The following is a 22,322-nucleotide window of genomic DNA, read 5'->3' as shown; positions in this document are numbered from 1 at the left end:
CCAAACAAAAGATAAATAATGAAAAATACACTAGACAACACCGGAGTTGCTGCATTTCAAACTTATTTCTTCTCACTTACCTTAACAGAACAACAATTTCTGATTGCGCAAATTCGAGCTAATTTTTTATCATTCATGCTGACTTACTTTGACCTACACAGCAATCAGATCGACCAGATCACCAACATGCCCGATTCCTTTAGGACATCCCTTGCCGAAGGTATCGCTAGCACCTGGGAAGCCCAGCTTCATGTGAGTTTTGACAAAGAAACGGTGGCGGCCGATGACAAACCTGGAGTCAAAGATATTATTGTATCCAGCACCCCTCTTCCTGCAGTCAGCAGCAGCACGACAAACAGTACAATCATTTATCCCTTTATGATCTGGATCAGGTACCGCATAACCAGCTGATGAAAACACTGCAAAAATAAAAAACAGTTTATCTCTCTAAAATACGGAAGCACTAAGATTATGAACGATTATAAATACCGAATTATTAAACAGTATCTCCAGAAGAATTTTGATATCAGTCCTGAAAGGCAAAACCAATTATTGGAATTTGTGATCCCACTTTGCACGGAACAAAAAGCCATAAAATATGAACAGCTAGAATCTCCAGGCCCCGCGGAGCAAGGCCGCGTTTGGTTTTCGGCAGAAGCGATGATCCACAGTTATTATCACAATAAGAAAAAAGGAATAAATTGCGGTACCCAGGTATGGAAAAGAAATGAAGTCATCTTATTTACCTCCAGTTTATTGTCCGGTGAAGAACGCAGCAATTATATACAGATGCTTGAACCGGGTTTGGTCTTATCGATGAGTTATCCAGATGCGCTAACGGTCCGTGAGGCATTTCCAGAAGTTGCCGCACATATTGAACAGCTTATTATTCAAAACGATCAGGCCTACCAAGACCGGATTCGTCTACTCCATGAACCTTCACAGGAGCGGGTTAGGAAATTTGAGGCTGAAAACCGTCTTTTTTGCACCATAGCATCCACCGTAACCAAAGCCATGCATGTAGGACTCAGCCGGCAGGGTTATACCCGCATCAAAGCCAACCTCTAATTCAAAAAGAGGAAATAGCACATGCTAAATAATAATTAATAAGCTAAACAGTTACAATCATTCTCCAGTACATGTACAGGCAAGATTCCACATGTACTGGAGAATGTTAGTTTAATAAGTGAACCGCATGAAAAATGGAATTTTATCAGATTTTCACAAACACTTGTACCGATTGGACATGCCCTACCAAACCTGATCACACAAAAATTAAATATGTGATCAAAAACATAAAAAAAAGTGACGAAAGTCATTTTTTATTTCGACAACACTCATTATCTTGAACTTAAATCCAATATTCTAGCATTAAATCTATTACTACCGTTTCATATAAAACCTTAATAAAAGCGATCTAGCGACTGATTATTTTACGATTATGCAAGATTTAAAACGAAAATTACTGTTAAGCTATCTGCAGACTATGTTACAGTTACCAGCAGAAAAAAAAAATGCTTTGATTGAACGTGCTTTACCGATCACGCGCATTCAGCCGGCCATCAAATATCAGACCCTCGAGCTACCGGGCACAGCCGAGACAGGAAGGGCATGGCTCTCGCCACATGCTATGGTGCACGCCTATTATGTCAATGAAAACACACAGCGTAATGTCGGCACTTACATCTGGAGCCGAAATGAACCGGTACTATTTCACAGCAGCCTCTATCTCGGACAGGAGCGCAACCATAGTGTGCAGATGCTCGAAGCTGGACCTGTTCTTTCGATGTCTTACGAAGACCTTAAAAAGCTCCGGGTAGAGTTTCCCGAGATCGCACAGCACCTTGAACAGCTCAGCACAAAAAAAGAACAAACTTATCAGCGCCGGATTATCTTACTCAGTGAACCTACGGAAACACGGATCCGCACACTGGAAGATGCATATCCCGAATTCTGCAACATCGCCAGCTCCACTGTCAAAGCCATTCATGTCGGCCTATGCAGACAGACCTACAATGCCGCTAAAAGAAAAATGAACAAGCGGCATCCGAAAGAACCCGATGAACGGTCAGATTCCTGATCAACATCTGTTAGCACCTTCACAACATGAGCACCTACCTTTTTTCCACCTTTTTATCTACCACAGGCCTGGTAACGCCATTTGCCAATTCCCATGCTGTATAGAAAATCAATTGCGCCCGTTTGCATAGCAGTTCAAAATCGATCTTAGCAATATCATCACTGGGTTTGTGGTAGTCGCCATGAAAACCGCCAAAATAAAAAGTAACCGGAATCCCCTGCTTCGCAAAGTTGTAATGATCCGAACGGTAGTACAATTGAAAAGGATCGTTGCGCACATTATAGCGTTCATCCAATTCCAGTTTTGTATAGGTCGTATTCGTTTGCTTCACGATCCGGTCCAGATCCGAACTCAGTCGATCGGAGCCGATAATATACATGTAGTTTTTATCGGGATGCGGTAAAGTATCGGTACGGCCGATCATATCCACATTGAGGTTGGCGATTGTTTTATCCAGAGGTATCACCGGATGGTCGACATACCAGGTCGACCCTAGCAGTCCCTTTTCTTCCCCTGTGGCTGCCATAAACAAAATACTGCGTTTGGGTCCTTTTCCAGCTTTAGCAGCCCGCATAAAAGCATCCGCCAGCAGCAGCATTCCGGTTGTTCCCGATCCATTATCGTCGGCACCGTTGTTAATACGATCCCCCGTCACATAAGGATTGATGCCCAGGTGATCGTAATGTGCACTCAGCAGCAGCACCTCATCTTTCAGCATGGGATCCGAGCCAGCAATAAAGCCCAATACATTGGCCGGATGAACAGCATCCAATGCCCGCGAAGCCTGCACTGAAAAATGCGTTTTAAAAACAAAGGGATAGGGTTTATTCGTATCAGTAAGTTTTTTGCGGACAGCAGTAAGATCTGTGCCGGCATCTTTTAAGAGCGCATCTGCTACTTTTTTACCCAGATAAATAATCGGCATCCCCTGCCCCATCTTTTCCAGCGTGGCCAGTTCCGGAGAGCCCTCCAGCATCATCGGATTGCCAGAGAGATGCAAAAGAAGTCCATCCGATTTATTATCTACTACAGGTTCTACCAAGAGCACCGCTTTCGCTTTATGGAAAGATAGGTAGCTGATCTTCTGCTGAAATGAAAATGCGGCATCCCGGGGCCCCGATCCCAGCAACATGACCACTTTACCTTCCACGATATGATCCTGAAAATCGTTGTACGGTTGCATGCCCTCGTCGATAACCCCATATCCGGCAAAGAGGATGCTGTCCGTCTGCATATTGTATCCCGTAAGTGAAATGGAAGCAGGCATATTAAAAAAATCGACAATAGGTTTAAAATAGCTACCGTTTACTTTTAGCGATTCTAATAGCGGAACCCGCTTTGCATTTATCGCTTGCATATAAGCTCCGTTAACGGCACCTTTCAACCCTATTTTTTGGTAATAAGCAGCAATATATTGTGCAGCTTTATCGCCCCAGAGCGTTCCCGCTTCACGACCTTTCCATTCATCTGAAGCCAGTATATTGAGATGCGCTTTCGCATTGCCGCTATTGATCGTTCTGGCATACAGCTGGGCATCTTTGTTTTGCGCATCTACCGTACATGTTAACAGTAAAAAAAGAATAAGCAATAAGAATCTACTTTTCATAAATTATGGGTACAAGGATATCATCGATAACGGTAAAAGGCATGCTGTTACAGCAACGCTACCGAAATAAGGTTCCGAAACCCCGAGACTTCCCTAGTCCTTAAAATAAAAAGATTAAGATTTATTTTTTTCAATAATAGGCAGGCTCTATTTTCCATAGTGGTCATCAAGTAACAATACTTCATTTTGACAAGCACTTTTACAAGACAAGAGCGATCCCATTGAAGAAGTTGAACCGACAACTGTTAAAAAAATGGATAACCTTTAAGGTAACTAAAGCATTGATCATTCATGCTAAAGAGAAAATTGGCATTAAAAGACTTTTAAAATAAAGCCTTTCCTTTAGCACCATTCAATACATTTTACTAAGCGATAATCATTGATTTTGCAATTCCAAGCACAATTTCTTTCGTCGCGCAATCCGTCATACCCTTGACAATAATCAAAAGCGATTCCGTAATATTTTCATACGTTTCCTTTTCACTGCAGGCCAGTTGATCTACCGCCATTAACCCAGCAGGAGATTGTTCATAAATATGGATCAAACGAAATAGACGATCCTTTTCCAGTATCTCCATCTGTTTATGAAGTTCTTTACTGCGGTCCTCCAGCGCTATTATCCAGTAACGTATTTTATCCTCATCCTGCATTTTTACATAATTTACATCATGAGAAAAGTACTCGATTTCTATTAATAGCAGCTGTATCGGATCATTGCTATCATAAGCATGGTCCAGGATGCGTATAATATCGCTTTTTTTGATCTCCCCTTCATCAGTAATGGTGAGCTCATCCGACAAATTTTGCATCAGCTTATGATAGAGTTCGACAAGTACTTGCGGTTTATTATTTTCATCCCTTCCCATAAAATTAGAAAAAGATCGAAAGCCCCCCAATTGATCCTGCAGGTGTTCACAAAAAACAGCTGTACTTTCTTTAGTATCGCCCCATTCGGACACATCGATATTGAGTTGCAATCCAATGATCTCCATCATGTTTTCAAATTCTGTGATCTCCAGCTTAGGAAAATAGGGCTTTTTGCTCCATTTGTTATACAAATTCACCTGTTCCGGTTTCACTGTGCGCAACGCAAAACATTGATTCATGACACAGATTATTGCGTCTCTCAATATATGCTTTTCCCGGTCATCAAACAGGAATTTTTCCGTCTGCGCATCTAACCCCAGCGCCATGCTAAAGTAGGCTTCTGCCAGCAGTTCTCCTGAATCTTCCATAAGCAGCAAATAGCCCTCTTTCAGTTTCTTCAGAAGCTTTTTATTTTTTAAATAATCGCCTTTCAGCTCATTGAATTCAGTCCTTGCCGCATAAAATTTATGGATAAGTTCTTCTTTTCCATATGCCTTCAAATTATCCAAAAGATAATCCTGATAGGGTGTAAACAGATCATCACCTTCATCATCATCCTCTTCGTCATCATCATCAAATTGAAATAAGCTGTCATCGAAGTCTGACCAATCCAGATGCTTTTCCCTTTGCACAGCATCCGTAGCCAAAGGTTCAACAGGCAGTACAATGCCCATGCTCCTTAATAGCAAACATTCACACAAATGCTGGAACCGCTGGGTACTCACTTCATAACGTTGAAGTTCATGCAGCATTTCGGTTGCAAATAGATGAATTGACCCGTCAGGGTTACTGACAAACAGATCAAGATTTCCGTTTTTCGCAGTTTTGACCTCCATGGCCATTTCGCGTAAGACGGGGTATTTGTTGGCCATTTCCAGAAAGAGATCCGGCCGAATAAACAGATCGATATGATTGGTATAACCGGGAGACAACTCATACACGATTGTTTCATTGCTCTGCCAGGCTAATCTGATTTCACCTTTGCTCCAGCGGTTCCATTCATCCGATTGTTCAAACTTTGCGTATTGCTCGTTATCCTGCTGAATATGAAACATGACCACCGGTTCTTCCGGAATCGAATACAACGGGATTCCACCGTCTCCTATACATAAAGAATAGCGCAGGGTTGCATCATCACCATAATAAAATTGGTTATTGACACCCCCACCATCTGTGACAAACTCCACTAGTTTATGTTTAACACCAGAACGATCATCATAAAAATCCTTCCCCAGGCGAACTGAAGCACGATCCGGAGAGTCTGTTAGTGAAACATGTAGGTTTGATTTCTTATCTTTAGCGATCTGGTTCATATTTATAAGGGTTTAAACAAGCGTTAGGGAAAGCAATTTACAGCAGCATACCGGTAACAGTTCCATTACCTTCTGGTAAACAGCTAGAATACCGACATACAGCAAGTATCATTCATTTCAATAATTTGGTTTATACGTGTTTGAAAGCTGATCAGCAACTATTTTAATGGAATCCCGTCTTGAGCGTTATAAAATAGCATAATGACCACATCAATCTTTAAACAAAGATTTCTTTCGCATGAATATTTCAAGCGTGATAAAATTAATTATTTACTTTCAATAATCAAGTTCTTATTGTTTTTTAAAGAAAACTTTTGTGAAAAATACCGCCTGAAGGGATAAGAATCATGGCATGCTATTACCTGCTTGTAAAACGGCTGCTTTGACCAGCGTTTGTTTTAGCCTTATTCGGACTTTCTTTTAACCTTCTTTTACCCTTGTAGCAGGTTTTCTCGCAAGTGCGCCGCACTTGCACAGTAGTTGCACCGTCCTTTTCCTGGTGCAGGGACGGGAGAGGTACGGTGCACATGCGGTGCAACGACGACCGGAAGTAAAACAAGATCCGAAGCGGGTTAAAAGCAGGTAGATAGCAGGTACCTGCCAGAAAATGCTTCGATTTGCTGTTTGCCACATCCAGTAAATTGCTTCTAACTATCTTTTCCCTGTCTTGACCTTTTTTTCTACCTCCACACAGGTTTTGCTCGACAATCCTTCGACTTTTCATGCACTGTAGCCGATGAAATCCCAATGCCGAGTCGAAGCCGAGTCGAAGAAATCTAGAAGTTAGTGTTGATTTGGTTAGGAAAAAATCAGAATCCATTAAAAATTAAACTTTATACAAGGCATTAATTACGCATTGAGAAAATAAATTACTATCTTAACATTAACTTGTTAATTTTCAAAAACCTAAACAATGAAAAATTTTAGTTTAAATAAAAGCAAGTTTGCAAAAATGCAAGCGGATGGAATATTTAACTCGATTCAGATTTTAAATAAAAATATTAAGCTCAACGATCAATATATCGGAGAAATGAACGCTTTAAATGTGATGAGTGGCCTCTGTATTGAACTATACCTCAAGGCATTTATTCGTACCACACGAAAAAATGCCATAGTAAAAGGTCACCGTCTTGAAAATTTATTTAGGGAAATACCTGATTTTCTTCAAGTCTTAATCAAACAACATTACTTAATAAACTTTGACAAAAATGCCAATTTCTTCAAAGTTTCTATACTAATATCAGAAGATAAAGCAGAAACTATCCCCTTAGAGGACAAGTCTAAACTTGAAAATGTTGAAGGTGCCATCAAAACACTATCGACACTTTTCCTTGATTCCAGATATTTTTTTGAAAAACTGACCGACCGAAATTGGATTACAGTAGCGTATTATTTCGAGTGTGTTAAAGCGATTTGTTTATCCCTCAAAACAGTTTATGAGCAGTATGCTGACGCAGACTTTAAGGGCAGAATAAAATAAGATTTAAACCTTTCACGACCGCAATAGCCAATCAAGCAATTAGGACTATCACATCCTAAAAGACGATTAAGCTTGCTGACGATCAACTGATAAGCGATGCCCGATTTGTAAGCTTAATGAAGTACCTCCTACCAATCGAAATGAATCAAAAATCGGTGCCTGCATTAGAATATGTAAAGCTGACCTAAGATGAGGATTTACGGTCTTATATTACATTCATACTAATCAGAATCAAATTAATACTTCTTAATTGGTTCCTTTTGTAATTTATAGGTGTTTTCTCCTGCTTTAATAAATGATTTGACGCATAACATAAAAGTTCCTCTACTTGTCTGTTCCTCTATCCTGAACCGCACTTTTATGAGCTTGGATAGCAAATCGACAAAAACCGCCTTACTTTGACGGATATACGATTCTACTGTATGCATCCCATTTCCCGCAGATTCATATACGTCCACCAGACCAAATAGCCGATCTTTACGCAACATCAAATCCCGTTCATGAAGATCGTTATTTCTTTCTTGCATAGCCAGAAGCCACCAGCATATTTTTTCAGAACTTTGCTTTTCAACATAATTGATATCCTTTGAAAAATGTTCAATTTCGATTAATAGCATCGGAACCATATCGTTCATTTCATAAGCAAAATCCAGAATACGGATCAGGTCGCTTTTTCTGATTTCGCCATCTTCGGTTATGGTAAATTCATCTGACAAATTTTGAATAAGCATGTGGTAAAGTTCAACAACCTCTTGTGGTTTATCTTTTTCCTGCTCGTCCATAAAATAGGAAACGTGTTTCAAACCAAAACTCGCTTTCATATATTCTGCAAATATCGCTGTAGATTCTTTGGAGCCATCCAGTTTAGGCGAATTTACATCAACTTCGGATACAACCTGCGCTACCAACACGCTTAACTCATCCAGATTCATGTCTTGGTAGAAAGGTTTTTTAGACCATTTATCATGCAGGTCCACACCATCTGGAGGTAACACACGAAGTTCTGCAGATTGATTACAGGCAAACACTATAGCTTCAGTTACTATTTCTAAATCCACCTCAGCCAGGGGATAATTTGCAGATTGTCTATCTAAGCATGTCGCTATTGCAAAATACGAATCTGCGATAAGATCAATCATATCGCCCATGATCCTGGTGTAACAACCTTTTATTTCCTCCATGAGCATATTGAAGGCTACTACAGTTTTCTTATGTTCAAAATAGACATTTCTTTCTTCATAAAATTTGTTTTTCAGTTCTACTTTCGTGAAGGACTTCGTGCTTTCAACAAGTTTTTCCAGCTCTTCCCTATGGTAGTAAAGTGGCTTATCATCGGATGGAGATGCATATGTAGGTTCATCTTTCAAATAATAATCAGCTCCAGTTATTACATCATCCGGCATCGGTTCAACAGGTACAAACACTCCCATACAGCGCAAGAGTAAACATTCTACAAGATGCTGAAACCGTTCTTTACTCACCATATATTTTCCCAGCTCATCGAATAGCTGATCAACCAGATCATTGATATCTTGATCATGTAGTGCTACAAAAAAATCTAAGCTTTTAGATGTGGACGTTTTCACTTCCATTGCCATTTCCCGTAAAACGGGATACCTGTTCGCCATTTCTAAGAAAAGGTCGGGTCTAAAAAACAGATCCAAATGTCTGCAGACACCATAGGGCAATTCATAGATGACAGTCTCTTTATTTTGCCAGAATAACCGGTTTTGGTTCGCTATCCACAGATTCGGGTTAGCGTCATCTGAAAAACGGCTATAATGATCACTTACCATCTGGATATGAAAAGTAACTACAGGTTCGTTGGGAGTAGAATATAGTTTTTGATCACGATATGACGCACATGTAGCCAAGCGCATGAACAAGTCTTTACCATAAAATGAAAAGAGAGACAACTCACCATCTGTTAAAATAATATGCTCTAATTCAAAAAAGATAAAGGTGGGATCAATTGGTTCATCGAAATTCCTCCATACTAGCGGTGGCTCTGGCTGATCACTTAAAATTACCTGCAGGAAGGACTGCTGTTCATTTAATCTTTGAGTCATATTTTTAAAGGTTTAATACAAAAAAAAGTTAACAACAAACTTGACACAATTTTTCCACGACTTGCATCAATGACTGCACAATGCAAAACTATTTTTATATGTCATATTCGTTGTTAAAACGTGGTTTATAAGTATTCGGTATTTGGCCAGGTGTTATCTAAAAAACAGGCGTTGATCGTTTTACAGCAACTACCTATGGAAGCCCTTTTTTGAAACAAATATGGACAACCCTAAGGCTATGCCTAAATTTAAAATTAACGATTTTATTTTCAATAAAAAAATTTATTATTTTAAACGAAACAAACAAAAGACTGAAAAGAAAAAAATATAAGATAGATATCTTAAAGTAGTATCCTTGTCACTATTAACTGTCCTTTCCTTCGGAACACCTTCATTTTCAGGAATCTTATATTGTGCTTATACCTAAACGGTAGTTAAAAGTAGATAATGGCGCGCTAACGGTTTAGTTTTCCTGAAAGCATACCGAACAAACTGTAAAATACTTCCGAAAGCAGTTCATTTTGATCATAAAAAAACAAGAATTTTTAAGGGTTTTCTATTTTCAGGAAGAATTTTTACCTCGTACAATATGGATGCCAATTTCAAGGTAAAACTATATAAATTTCCTAGTGTTATGAATTTTTAATTGAATAATAATAAAACCAGATCGTTTCACAATAAATACTGCGTGTTCTTAACAATAAAACTGTCGCAAATGAGCATTTATTTTGTTAACCGCTTAACAAAAAAAGTGTCACAAATGTGCTAACGCTCCAGCGCAGATCCTTTCTACCTTAGTCTTAGTTAGTTCACAGATAAAAACTACAATTATGATTGCGACGATTATTACATATGCTATTGTTCTGTTGTTTGTCCTGCTTTGGGCTTACACATCCATACCGAAGTTTTTCAAGATGAAATACTTTCACGATATACTAGGTTCACAGGCAATCCCCAAGTGGAGCGTACCGATCCTGACTTTGCTGATACCGCTGCTGGAGCTTTCGGTTGTCTTCCTATTGCTTTTCCCGGAGACCAGATTGTTAGGCCTCTACTTTTCATTCGCACTGATGTTGATTTTCACAGTCTACGTCTCCGGGATTATTTTTCAGGTCTATGACCGTTACCCTTGCCCATGTGGAGGCATGTTTAAACACATGACCTGGCGGAAACATTTAAAAGTCAACATATGGTTGACTGGCACTGCCCTAGTAGGTGTATTAATGATGCAGTTTAATTTATTTAAATAACTAAAGTTTACGCTTTTTGATCTATAAAAGCAACCCGATTATGCCTTGGTATACATTCACCCCCTGCTGTTCAAAGGATGGAAATCCGAAGGACGAAAACCAATACACATTGTACGGCAATCATCCGCCATACTGTGAGGGCCACCTGATGGTCTGCGCCATACAGGCGACCGATCACCATAAAAAGCCCCATATCACCTGCGATCTGGAAGCCGAGATCTGCTGTGCATTGGAAAATCAAACCAGCACAACAAATGTACTGCTCAAAGGAAGTCATTGTAAAGAATGTGATTAGAAAATCATAATGTTCATAGTGTTCTAATTTTAGGTGCATGCTGTAGGCCCGGCCACTTGCCCATAAGAGTAAATGCTGGTACGGGCTTACCATCGCCTCAAAACAAGAAATGGAAAAAATAAAAGGGGAAAGCTGAAAACCCTGTAAACGAGTAAGCAAGAAAAGAAATTTAGGTTCATTCAAAGCAAAGCAAGATGAGAATATGGTATCTCTTTACACCCAGACAAGGTACGCGCTTGGATCCTACCGATCCCCGGCAGTACACACGGTATGTAGTCGGCAAAAAATCGCCCTCAAACCGGGACTGTTCAGACAAGATCTACGCCATCAAAGCCTGTTTTGATGCAGCCGGATTGCCCATCATTGATGAGTCGCTGCAAAAAGAAATGTCAGCGGCGGTATTATCGGGATGCGACAGTGAAAACATCATTCTAAGACAGGAATATTTCCTGCAGGAGGGTACCAATAAGATTTGGTACCATTTATAAAACAAAATAAGGAGCAAGTCGAAAATCCTATAACAGAGTAGACGATAAAAAATTAAAGTTTATGCTTTTTGATCTATAAAAGCGATAAGAATATGCCTTGGTATCAATATACACCTTTTGGTTTTGGTGATGTATGTAATCCCAACAACTATACACTTGTTGGAAGTACACCTCCATCGTGCATTGGTTTTGATCAATTATGTGCTATACAAGCACCAGATATAGGTGGAATTCCTTTCATTACACAATTGTTGCAATGTGAAATTGCCAACGCTCTAAGCAATCACTTTTCTAGTGCAAATGTGATATTAAAATTTTAAGATAGTATCAACTATTAACCAACGAGCAATGCCATCATTTATAATAAAGGAGCAAGTCGAAAATCCTGTAATAGAGTAGACAATAAAAAAATTAAAGTTTATGCTTTTTGATCTATAAAAGCGCTACGATTATGCCTTGGTATGTATTTAATCCTGGAAGTTTTCCAGCATCACCATGTGATCCAAATAATTATGTTCTTGTTGGAATCGCCCCAAATTGTCCTGGAGTCAATAATGTACTGTGTGCTATACAAGCAGATGATAATATGGAACACCCGATCATTACAGCTGCATTATGTTCAGAAATTGCTACAGCTCTACAGAACAAAATTGACACCACAAATGTAAAACTAAGACCCTAAAAAGGTTTAAAAAAAGTAAGGAATAAAATGGAGCTCGCCGAAAATCCAAAACAGAGTAGGTTATAAAATTAAAGTTTATGCTTTTTGATCTATAAAAGCGCTACAATTATGCCTTGGTATTCATTTACACCAACTCTATCTCCAAGTAACCCCCATGATCCTAACGAGTACACACTTCTAGGTTCGGCCCCTAGCTGCCCTGGAGTCAACAACTTTATCTGTGCAATACAAGCAAATGACAATATGGGAAAGCCTGATATTACTGTTGAACTTTGCATCGAGTTACTTATCGCTCTTCAAAATAGAATAGACAGAACAAATGTAAAATTAAAGCCATAGCATATTAATGGTTAAAAATGGTTAAAGAATTTTCTGAAAACCCTATAAAAAGTAAGTAACAAATAAAGAGATTGTTTATTAATTTTTAAAAGCGTTGCGATTATGGCCTGGTATGTATTTACACCTTCTGGACTCTCACGAGATCCTTGTGATCCCAATCAGTATACGCTTGTTGGAATGAATACTCCAGCTTGTTCAGGAGTTAACAATTATCTATGTGCTATTCAAGCAACAGACAATATGGGACAACCTATCATGACCGTGATGCTAATCTGTGAAATCGTTAGAGCTTTGGAAAATAAAACGAATTCTGTCAATGTGTTTTTAAAACCTTAAAAAAACTAAAGGCACATAAAAATTAAAATGACACTTTCTCACACGCGCGTGAATAAAATTAAATAAAGTGCAGCTAAGCTGATTAATTGCAAACACGTAAAAAAATATTAAAAAAAGACGGAAACAACAATATTATCAGCCAAAGCAAATCAATTAAAAACGGAGCAGGCCGAAAATCCGTAATCGAGTAGGTAAAGGGCGAAGCTGAAAACCCTGTCAACAGAGTAAGCAACCAATTAAAGTTTATGCTTTTTGATTTATAAAAGCGCGACCATTATGCCTTGGTATTCATTCACACCCACACTAAATCCTAGTGAACCAGCTAATCCAAACGAGTACACATTGCTAGGTGCGGTACCATCTTGCCCTGGAAACAACAATTTTCTTTGTGCTATACAAGCAAATGATAACATGGGGCAACCCATAATTGACGCAGCTTTGTTAGCTGAAATTTCGTTAGCACTACAAAACAGAATTGATAGAACTAACGTTAAATTAAAACCTTAACAAAGGTACTGGTGTTTTGACAAAAATTTATAGCATGCTTTTAAATAAGCAAATTTCGATGTCTTAAGTAATCGTTATAATTAAGGCTTAGTCCTACTGCCCACGAGCAGTCTAAAAATAAACCTGCAAAGTTATAGCTTTGCAGGTTTTTAAGATCAATAGGTCACGTTATCATAAGGAACTTCTGTGACCATATAACGATCTTGATCAGGGATAGATAAGCTCCAATCTGGATCATAAGCTCCCATAATTACAATACTTATTGTTTTAAACAAATTTCCCCATTTCGATACATCCACCTGATAAGTTGCAATTACCTCTTCAGTTAAAGAGTTTCTAATCTCCAGCGAAATCCCTTGATCCTGATCTGTTACCAAATAGCTTTTGAAATCCGTAAACTGCTGATATCCCAAACCTGTAACTTCATTGGTTGTATGACCTTCTATATTAATATCCACAACAGGCCCTGAAGTGGATAAGTTCACGAAACGTATATTCACCACACTATCCTTTGCAGGAATCAAATGACCCGGATCTCTAGATATAGGTTTGGGAAATTTCGTTTCTGCACAAAATAGTGTATCCACAGCACTAGGAGTACCTGATAAATATAAGGTATACATCGTTTCCTTCTTCAAATTAACATTTCTATTGTACCAAATTTGGGTAGTATCCACAATACGCACCACTTTCAAATGAGTACTTTTGTCTGTAGACACCATATACAGCTTTCCCGTACCATATCCTATTACTTGATTTTCAGGGATACTACTCCAACTCATTTCTTTTGGAGAAACATTAACCTTTATTCCTCCTCCTCCAACAACTGCATTAACCACATTTACTTTAGCAATGCCGAGCGTTCCAATTACTTCATTCTTTTGGCAAGAAAGCAGAAACCCAATTGTAAGCGTAAGCAAGCATGTCACTCCTGTTTTTAACATTATCTTCATGATATTCATCTTTTCATCTCTTAAATTATCAATTGGTAAATCAGAGCTACATCCTTATCTTGGATTTTGCTCCATCCCCGTTAACAAAATCACTTCTTTGGTTGGAATTAAAAATGTGTAACGCAAATCATTAGGTTTTAATGGTTCATAAGTAATATTATTCATATCACGTCGCAAGGTAATCGCAAACTGAGGATCTTTATTCAAACGCCTTAAATCCGTCCAGCGAAGTGTTCGGAAAATCAATTCCTTTCGTCGTTCGGTAAGAATTTGCACCAATGCATTGTGAGCACTAGTTGCTGTTCTGTTTACATAGGGTCGTACCATACGTTTAGCCATTAAGGTATTCAAGTCCTGCATCGCCAATGCTATGTTCCCAATACGAGCATAACACTCCGCTCGTATCAGATACATTTCATTAGTTGCTAAACCCATAAATAACACAGCTGAGGAAATACCATCATAATTTCCTCGAAAAACAACATTAGCACCAGCATTTTGAAAAAACACAGTTCGTCTGCGATCTTTTAAATTATAAGAATTATAGAGATCTGGACGAATTAAAGCTATTGCCTGCGATAATATACCGCCTTGTGTTACTGCTTGAAAGATTACTTCGGTATTGAAGCGGACAAAAGAAGGTCCAGTTAGATTACTATTTACTGTTGTAAAAGTTGCTGGAGAACTTGTCGCATTGTAATCGATTAATGTATTTTGCAACTTGAGGCATTCATTAGCCATCTTACCTGCATTAGTATAATCCTCCATTGAAAGATAAACTCGTGCCAATGCTGCATAAGCAGCGGCTTTAGAAGGACGCGATTTTTTCACAACTTCCAAAGGTAATAAGGAAACTGCTTCTATCAAATCTGCTGTAATCCGATCATATACTTGTTGTACTGTACCTCTAGCAGATACTTCATTGGGGTCTGCCGTTAAGCGCAAAGGTATTCCTAAATCCGTCTTCGCTGTAACGGCTGTATAGGGCTTACAAAATAATTGTGCTAGGTGGTAAATAGCAAAAGCCCGAAAAAACAAAGCCGATCCTTTGACGGTATTAAAACTAGGGTCACTGGAAGATAATTTCCCAAGAACACTTAATACCATATTAGCACTATACACTATTTGATAACCACTCGAATATTGTGACACATGCTCTCCTTCAGGTTGCCAACTGTAATTATAGCGCTGTTCTGGTGTTCCATTCACCGGAGGCAATCTATCATAATTTACATCTGTCATATAGTAATTGTCTGCGGCTGCTTCTCCATGGTCGGGAAACTGTGCATTCATCCTATCATAATCATCCAGCATAGCTTGACAATCGCCAAGCGTACTAGGCACAGCCTTACTCAGATCTGGTTTCTGATCTAAATAATCTTTCTTACATCTTGTCAGTAACAGTAGCAACAACAATAGGGTACTACTGATTAAAAAAAAATTATGATGTTTCATATTGATCTTAACTTATCTATTATTTACCTTAAAAACTAGCGTTAAAACCTAAAGTTATCGCTCTAGGTGGTGGTGGCTGATCAAGTGACTCTGGATCGATACCTAACTTGTTCGCCCTCCAGAGTACACCTAAATTGCTAATATTACAATAAAGCTGCAGATTGCTTAATACTTGTCCAGATTTCGGGAAACGGTAGTCCAAGCGAATGTCCTCTAAACGGACATGATCTGCACGAAATACAAGTGCTGATGAAGAAGCATAAAATTGATCCAGCGAAAAATTTCTTTCTCCTAATCTGATCGATGGTAAATTTGTCCACTTTTCATCTCCTGGTTTCTGCCAACGTTCACCATATAGATGAATTGGCGCTGCATTATCACTAAATAAAACTTGCGGACTAGAATAACGTCTTTTCATGTTATACTTAAATTTATACAAAATATTAGCCGATAGAGAGAAAGACTTCCATTGTATCGTATTGCGAAATGCACCATAGTAGAGAGGAATAATCGAGCCATGATTTTCCAGATCTTTATAATCAGTCCTAAGTATGCCAGCGTAATTATTGGTGATATTACCGTATTCATCGTACCCTAAAGGATCACCTGTCTGCGGATCTAACCCAGCAAATTTATAGGTGTAAAGCGTAAATGGAGCCTGTCCTTCTCGATAGTTTTGCGATGGGAGCGCTCCATCTGCAAAAGACACATAAAATGACCCAATATTTGGCTTAGGCAACAAATATTTCGTTACAATATTTCGCGTGTAACTCATGAGCAGATTTGAGCTCCATTTAAAATTGTTATTTTGTAAATTTACCGATTGCAGATTCATTTCAAAACCATTACCCTTCATATTTGCTGAGTTCCGGATGATATTAGTAAACCCTGTACTATTATCGAGAAGTGTAGGTGCTAGCAGATCAGTTGTTCGTTTATCGTACCACTCCAATGTACCTGACAGTCTGTTACCCTTCAAAGAAAAATCCAGCCCTAAATTAAACATACCAGTACGCTCTGGTGATAGGTGTGGATTTGGTGGAGAAGCTACTCTAGCATAATTTAAACCTGTTATAGTATGTGGTTCAGAACCATAGGTAATAGTTGGATAAGCAGCAACGGTATTGACTACATTACCCATATATCCATAGGTAGCTCTCAGTTTTAGCGTCTGCAAAATCTCAGATCTAAAGAAATTTTCATTATGTATATTCCAAGCACTTCCAATCGACCAATTGGGCTTAATACGATCACTAGCCTCTATCCCATAAATATTAGCCGCATCATTACGTGCACTAACTGTCAGTACATAACGTTTATCATAACTGTATGAACTATTCATAAAAACAGCAGTGGTTCTATTTACAAATGATGTTTGTAATACTATAGGAATAGGAAAATTACCGGTACCTTGATCATTAAGAAAAGGTAATTCTACATCATATTGAATAGGAGTAAAAATCATTGGATCAACATTATAACCATACACTACGTCAACATATGCTCCTCCATTTATTTTGGCGTCACTTCGTTCTGCTCCCACAATAACATTTAATTCATGTAAATTGTGAAAAATCTGATCAAAGTTCAATTGTCCCCGCAAAATATTCGCAATACGCGGAATTGTTCGCTTTTGAATCGCATCACCAATAGGTAACTGAAAGTTCACTGGACCATTTGGATTATATTTATCGTACATGGCAAACGTATTAATAGCATCTCGTAATAAATAAGCATCACGGCTTGCAAATTGGGTTCCTTCATCAGTATTTTTACTATATTGATAATTTAAACTTGCACGTAGACTTGGTAAAATCTTGTAGTTCGTACCGAAATTCATCAATATATTCTGTGCAGTACTTTCGGCATAATTGGTATGGATATCATTGAGCGGAAAATAGCGCCAATCCAACAATCTTCCATTTCCGGCCATCCATCTGTATGTATGTTTTTTTGCTGCTAAACCACCCGTTGGATTAATGACTTCCAACGCCTTTCCATTCTTGTCTGCAAGACGTAAATAAGGATCAAAGGGAAGCATATTCAAAACCCTACTAGTACTTATCTGACCGCCAAGCCCTGATACTGGAGCATGATAAAGCTCATTCGTATAATAAATATCTGTCGTAAACTCCAAATTTTTAATAGGTTTGAAAGTCATACTGCTTCTCAGATTTTTACGCTGATTGAAAGCATTCACCTCGGAATCGGTATTGTGATCATATCCAGCTGATAGAAAATAATTAAACTGTCGTCCACCACCCGAGAGATTAATCGAGTACTGTTGCAGCATCGCATTCCGATAGAGGTATTTCGAAATATCCTTTCGTCGATCGTACTTTCGATAAGCATCGATTTTTGCATCAATGGCTGCTCGCCCTGCTACATCATTTAAGGATAATTCACGTTGTTGAAACAGTAAATCTACCACTGGTGTCATTGGAGTATAAATCGAATCCGTACTAAACCAATCATACGTCCCTTGAGCAAAATTATACTTTTCAATATCAATAAAATCTGAACTACTCATCGCCGGACTGTAAAAAAGATTTGGACGTTCTTTTACGGTTATGTTACTATTGACCGAAATACGCAAAGGTTGATCTAATTTTCCTTTTTTAGTCGTGATAACAATAACTCCATTGCTTGAACGGCTGCCCCAAATCGATGCTGCCGCCGCATCTTTTAACACCGTCACTGATTCCACATCATTAGGGTTGATATTATTGATATCGCCTTCATATACAAAATCATCAAGAATCACTAAAGGTAATCTTCCTGGAGTACCTGCATCAAATGGTGTAGCCATTGTCAACGTACTAATTCCTCGAATTTGTAGATTACCTAGTGCATTAACTTTCCGATTACTTATCAAGGCAGTATTCACTGACGGAGCAGAATATCTAGGTATATTATCTACACCTCCAAATATAGTAGAAGTAGTAACTCCTTTTAATCTAGTAATCACATCTGGGCCGACATTCCTATTAAACAGTTCATTATTTACATGTTCAAAAGAACCAGTCGCTCGTTCCTTAGGTAATTTATAATAACCAGTACTTAGCACATTAGCCTCTTCCAATTTGTTTTCAGACATCTGCATTATGATTTCTAAAAAGCCTTTAATGTTGGATACCTTAACCGTACGCGTATCATAACCAACATACGTAATCCGAATAGTTGCATTAGAGGGTACACCGTTCAATATAAACATACCTTCTAAATTAGAGGTAACTGATGCAGTGCTCCCTACAACTACTATTGAAGCGTTTGCTAAAGGTTTACGATTTTCATTCAGTACTTTTCCTTGAATTGTTCGCTGCTGATTATCGCCATTACTATTTGAATTTATAACAACTGTCTTATCAGATATGACATAAGAAAAGGGTTGGTCGCGAAATAAATAACTTAAAACCAATGACAATTCTTGATTTTTGACGTCAACATTTACCTTTTTTACATCCGAACGCAGATCAGTCCCATACAGAAAATCGTAACCGGTTTGCTGTTTCAATAAGTTAATGACCCGCTCTAAAGTAACATTCCGCTCGGAAAGGGTAACTTTTTGCCCATAGGTATCTGCATTTGCATGCAAGCAACCGATAAGCAGTAAAAATGTCGTTATTTTCATAACAAGCATACTATGGGGTGAAATCCAGCGATGCCGTCCCCCTTGTTTAAAATAAAAATAATCCATACTTTTGGGTTAGTTGGGTTTAATAGGTAAATTTCAAATTGATTGTTGCTGTGGACCCGGCTATTTGGCCATGCTTATGCGCGAACATAGCGTGGCTTTTTTGCCTATAGACCATCAGTCGGATCGGAAAATAAGTGGTTGCTCCATTTTTAGTTTATTTTAAAAAATTGGTTAGTATCTATAGGTTCCGATAGCAGAGCTTATCCCTAATGTAAAAGACAAATATTATTACTTTCCTCCAAAGCGGGACAGATCGTATTTAACTGACAGTAGCGCATAACGTCCGATCCGGTTAAAACTACGCTGTGTAATGGCGTTCGAATTTACCATCAGGGCAACAGCCTGCTGTTGATCCAAGAGGTCATAAGCCTGCAATTGTACACTGAGTTCTTTTCTCTTGGTGAGATAAAGCTCCATAAAAGCATTGATCAAAATCGGATTTTTGATCGGGATGCTATACCCGCTGTTGATCCGATAACTGGCATCAGCTCCTGCAATCAACCAAGGGAAAATCGTCCAACGGGCATTGCTACTCATTTCCCAAGTTGTAATGTAATTTCTTAAAGTCGAATTCACTCCAGCAGTGCTCTTTGTCGCATAATAATTGAAATTTAAGGTGCTTCGCAATTTTTCTTTATTGCATGACACCGAAAGGTTCTGACTGAAATAAAGCATTCTATTTGCTCCTTCTATACCGTCCAGATAGTTCACCGTATGATTTGTACTCATTTGTGTTGCCCAGCGGAATTGATAGAATTTGGCAAAAGGTAGCGACATATCGTAGTTTACGCCCAAATTGTATGATCCATCTACATTGACATAATGCGTTTCTTGGCGCAATGTCCCCAAAGTATCGGGCAAAAGTAAAATATTGGTCGTAACTTGATCTTGTCGCAGAGATCCATTAAAAGAAAGATTATAGGTTTTACCTTTAGTCGGCTCTACCCGAGCGAGGTTGACACTTAGCCCATGATTTTTACTGGGTTTTAAATCGGGATTACCAACCGTGACCTGTTGGAGATTGCGGATATCTCTTATGGGCATCAATTGATCGCTAGCTGGTGCGGCAACAGCTCCTGTATAATTGATCTGGATGCTGTTTTTTAACGAGAGGGCATAATGCATACTGGCTATAGGCAGGATACTGAACATAGGATAGTCCACCTTTTTATGCTGTACTCGCTCATCCATCCGCATGAGCGCAGGCTGAAGACTGAAACCTAAACTATACTGCAATTTGGGCGCTACTACGCGATAACTCATATCCAGCTGTTGCGTGTTGAATAAGCTGTTATAGTTATTACTGAGTGAATCGATGCGCGTTAATAAATCTTCTTGCTTAATATGCGTTTCTCTTTGCTGCTGATCATCCCGCAGGGAAATGCTATATCCCAGATCGATACTTCGTTTGGTTGTCTCTGAGGCATGATCATTTAAGGGTTCTACATATTTAGCAGTAAAGCCCAGATTCGTTAGCTCTTTCTTTTCCTGCAACAAACGCATATTAACCGAATCTTTCAAAAAACTGCCTATATGCTGATCGTAAAAACGGAGCTGATCCTGAATATGGCTCTCCACTGTTAATCCTTGTGCAGAACCAGATAAATTGGCGCTTAAGCTTCGTCCTTGCTTGCTCATATTCCGGCTCCAGGAGAGTGCAAGATTTCCCATGTTATTTTTAGCGTCGCTCTGGATCGTATGATCCAGATCCTGTACAATCACACCCGTCTGCTTCGAAATATTGCGGTTTTCGGATGAACTTGCATTTTTTTGTCCAGATACCTGCAAACTCAGGAAATCTTTTTTTCCACGGGACTGCAGGTTTAATTGTATTTGATGACCTTGATTGTCGTTACTATTGCTTTGGTGAATACGGTTAAACAAGGTTCCCTGGCTGGTCACACTTTCGACATAAGTTTCAGATTCGCCTGTACTTTTTAATGCGTTATACCCATAATTACCGTAGTAATTGATCTGATCGGATGAATACCGATAATTAGTCCCGGCATTGGTGCTACGTTGCTTCCCCTCAGCTGTTCGATTATTATTTTGATTTGCATAGGCACTGAGCTGATGGACATCCAGCCAGACATTACCTTGCAGTCTCACGCTCCATAATCCCTGCGTACTGGCTGAAACTTCATTACTGCCAAAAACACCTTTGCTCTGTCCGTCCTTAATGACTAGGTTGAGCATTTTCTGAGGTTTCCCCACTTTAATCCCTGTAAAATTTGCCTGATCACCATAGTCATCGATGACCTGCAATTTGGCGATGATGCCTGCGGGAAACTGTTTCAAAAAATCTTTCAGATTATTGGTGAAAAAATCTTTCCCATTGACCCGTAACTTGTACATGGACTCCCCCATCGCTGTCACATTGCCCGTGGCATCAATCTGCAATCCCGGCAATTGGCGTAAGAGATCTTCTAAACGATCATGTTCGCCGACTTGATATGCTGAGGCCGTGAATTCGATCGTATCTTTTGCAATTCGAATAGGACTAGGTACTTTGACCGCAACTTCCTGCAAACGTTGAGACTGGATACGTAGGACAATAGCTGGTAATTCATAAATAACATCTTCACCTATATAATTTAATTTCTTTTTGTAAGTTTCATAACCAAGGCTACTAACAATAAGTCTCAGATTACCTCTTTGCATTGAACGAAAAGAAAAGTTTCCATTCTTGTCAGTTCCGCTACTCAAACTATCAGTATCAGTATAAACACGAATAGATACACTCGCAATACCTCTTTGAAGCGAATCCACCACGCATCCCCGTAGTTCAAAATCTTGCCCAAATGAAGAACTAGCGAAGCATACCTGAAATAAAAAAAAACAATACAACAAGTATTTATTCATATGCTATAAAAAAAGCCGCAAAGCGAGGTTACTTTACGGCTTC

The 22,322-nt window shown here is 38.9% G+C and carries 18 protein-coding genes; 9 read left to right on the top strand and 9 right to left on the bottom strand.

Annotation, left to right across the window (positions count from 1 at the left end; all coding sequences use genetic code 11):
• Window positions 1-18 precede the first annotated feature (18 nt).
• From JAZ75_RS11260 to JAZ75_RS11250, 3 genes are all read left to right on the top strand, one after another.
• A complete protein-coding gene (locus JAZ75_RS11260) occupies window positions 19-411 on the top strand; it encodes a hypothetical protein (RefSeq protein WP_208701875.1) in 393 nt (130 codons plus the stop codon).
• A gap of 150 nt (window positions 412-561) precedes the next feature.
• Window positions 562-1,068: a hypothetical protein gene (locus JAZ75_RS11255; protein WP_208701873.1), complete on the top strand. Its 507-nt coding sequence runs from the start codon at window positions 562-564 to the stop codon at window positions 1,066-1,068.
• Window positions 1,069-1,441: 373 nt separating this feature from the next.
• Entirely contained in the window at window positions 1,442-2,080 is a 639-nt protein-coding gene (locus JAZ75_RS11250) for a hypothetical protein (protein ID WP_208701871.1), read from the top strand.
• Between the two features lie 34 nt (window positions 2,081-2,114).
• Here the strand turns inward: JAZ75_RS11250 and JAZ75_RS11245 are convergent, their stop codons facing one another.
• Complete coding sequence (locus JAZ75_RS11245) at window positions 2,115-3,686, bottom strand: M28 family peptidase (RefSeq protein WP_208701869.1); 1,572 nt, start codon at window positions 3,684-3,686, stop codon at window positions 2,115-2,117.
• A gap of 365 nt (window positions 3,687-4,051) precedes the next feature.
• Entirely contained in the window at window positions 4,052-5,866 is a 1,815-nt protein-coding gene (locus JAZ75_RS11240; RefSeq protein ID WP_208701867.1) for a hypothetical protein, read from the bottom strand.
• A gap of 913 nt (window positions 5,867-6,779) precedes the next feature.
• Here JAZ75_RS11240 and JAZ75_RS11235 point away from each other — a divergent pair.
• Entirely contained in the window at window positions 6,780-7,346 is a 567-nt protein-coding gene (locus JAZ75_RS11235) for a hypothetical protein (RefSeq protein WP_208701865.1), read from the top strand.
• A 66-nt stretch (window positions 7,347-7,412) separates the two neighbouring features.
• Here JAZ75_RS11235 and JAZ75_RS11230 read toward each other — a convergent pair whose 3' ends face one another.
• Together JAZ75_RS11230 and JAZ75_RS11225 are read right to left on the bottom strand one after the other, a co-directional pair.
• Window positions 7,413-7,511 (bottom strand): nucleotidyl transferase AbiEii/AbiGii toxin family protein, encoded by a 99-nt coding sequence (locus tag JAZ75_RS11230; protein ID WP_232789415.1) that lies wholly within the window; start codon window positions 7,509-7,511, stop codon window positions 7,413-7,415.
• Between the two features lie 71 nt (window positions 7,512-7,582).
• Window positions 7,583-9,415 (bottom strand): hypothetical protein, encoded by a 1,833-nt coding sequence (locus tag JAZ75_RS11225; protein WP_208701863.1) that lies wholly within the window; start codon window positions 9,413-9,415, stop codon window positions 7,583-7,585.
• 830 nt (window positions 9,416-10,245) lie between these two features.
• On the opposite strand from JAZ75_RS11225, the gene JAZ75_RS26190 reads away from it, so the two are divergent.
• Window positions 10,246-10,665 (top strand): MauE/DoxX family redox-associated membrane protein, encoded by a 420-nt coding sequence (locus JAZ75_RS26190; protein WP_208701861.1) that lies wholly within the window; start codon window positions 10,246-10,248, stop codon window positions 10,663-10,665.
• 70 nt (window positions 10,666-10,735) lie between these two features.
• Here the strand turns inward: JAZ75_RS26190 and JAZ75_RS11215 are convergent, their stop codons facing one another.
• Window positions 10,736-11,053, bottom strand: a complete 318-nt coding sequence (locus JAZ75_RS11215; RefSeq protein ID WP_208701860.1) for a hypothetical protein — start codon at window positions 11,051-11,053, stop codon at window positions 10,736-10,738.
• Window positions 11,054-11,540: 487 nt separating this feature from the next.
• Between JAZ75_RS11215 and JAZ75_RS11210 the strand changes: the two genes are divergently transcribed.
• From JAZ75_RS11210 to JAZ75_RS11195, 4 genes are all read left to right on the top strand, one after another.
• A complete protein-coding gene (locus tag JAZ75_RS11210) occupies window positions 11,541-11,768 on the top strand; it encodes a hypothetical protein (protein ID WP_208701858.1) in 228 nt (75 codons plus the stop codon).
• A 131-nt stretch (window positions 11,769-11,899) separates the two neighbouring features.
• Window positions 11,900-12,130: a hypothetical protein gene (locus tag JAZ75_RS11205; RefSeq protein WP_208701856.1), complete on the top strand. Its 231-nt coding sequence runs from the start codon at window positions 11,900-11,902 to the stop codon at window positions 12,128-12,130.
• A gap of 441 nt (window positions 12,131-12,571) precedes the next feature.
• Window positions 12,572-12,805: a hypothetical protein gene (locus JAZ75_RS11200; protein WP_208701854.1), complete on the top strand. Its 234-nt coding sequence runs from the start codon at window positions 12,572-12,574 to the stop codon at window positions 12,803-12,805.
• A 276-nt stretch (window positions 12,806-13,081) separates the two neighbouring features.
• Window positions 13,082-13,312 (top strand): hypothetical protein, encoded by a 231-nt coding sequence (locus JAZ75_RS11195; protein ID WP_208701852.1) that lies wholly within the window; start codon window positions 13,082-13,084, stop codon window positions 13,310-13,312.
• 155 nt (window positions 13,313-13,467) lie between these two features.
• Here JAZ75_RS11195 and JAZ75_RS11190 read toward each other — a convergent pair whose 3' ends face one another.
• The 4 genes from JAZ75_RS11190 to JAZ75_RS11175 form a co-directional block, all read right to left on the bottom strand.
• Complete coding sequence (locus JAZ75_RS11190; RefSeq protein ID WP_208701850.1) at window positions 13,468-14,265, bottom strand: hypothetical protein; 798 nt, start codon at window positions 14,263-14,265, stop codon at window positions 13,468-13,470.
• A 54-nt stretch (window positions 14,266-14,319) separates the two neighbouring features.
• The gene (locus JAZ75_RS11185) at window positions 14,320-15,720 is read right to left on the bottom strand and encodes a RagB/SusD family nutrient uptake outer membrane protein (protein ID WP_208701848.1); all 1,401 of its coding nucleotides are present in this window, start codon (window positions 15,718-15,720) and stop codon (window positions 14,320-14,322) included.
• A 28-nt stretch (window positions 15,721-15,748) separates the two neighbouring features.
• On the bottom strand, window positions 15,749-19,417 hold the full coding sequence (locus JAZ75_RS11180) for a SusC/RagA family TonB-linked outer membrane protein (protein WP_208701846.1): 3,669 nt from the start codon (window positions 19,415-19,417) through the stop codon (window positions 15,749-15,751).
• A 228-nt stretch (window positions 19,418-19,645) separates the two neighbouring features.
• Window positions 19,646-22,279: an outer membrane beta-barrel protein gene (locus tag JAZ75_RS11175; RefSeq protein ID WP_208701844.1), complete on the bottom strand. Its 2,634-nt coding sequence runs from the start codon at window positions 22,277-22,279 to the stop codon at window positions 19,646-19,648.
• Window positions 22,280-22,322 lie beyond the last annotated feature (43 nt).

It is taken from the genome of Sphingobacterium sp. UDSM-2020 (assembly GCF_016132525.1).
Lineage (GTDB): Bacteria > Bacteroidota > Bacteroidia > Sphingobacteriales > Sphingobacteriaceae > Sphingobacterium > Sphingobacterium anhuiense.
The sequence above is the reverse complement of the archived record's forward strand: the minus strand, read 5'-3'. Positions and strand labels throughout refer to the sequence as shown.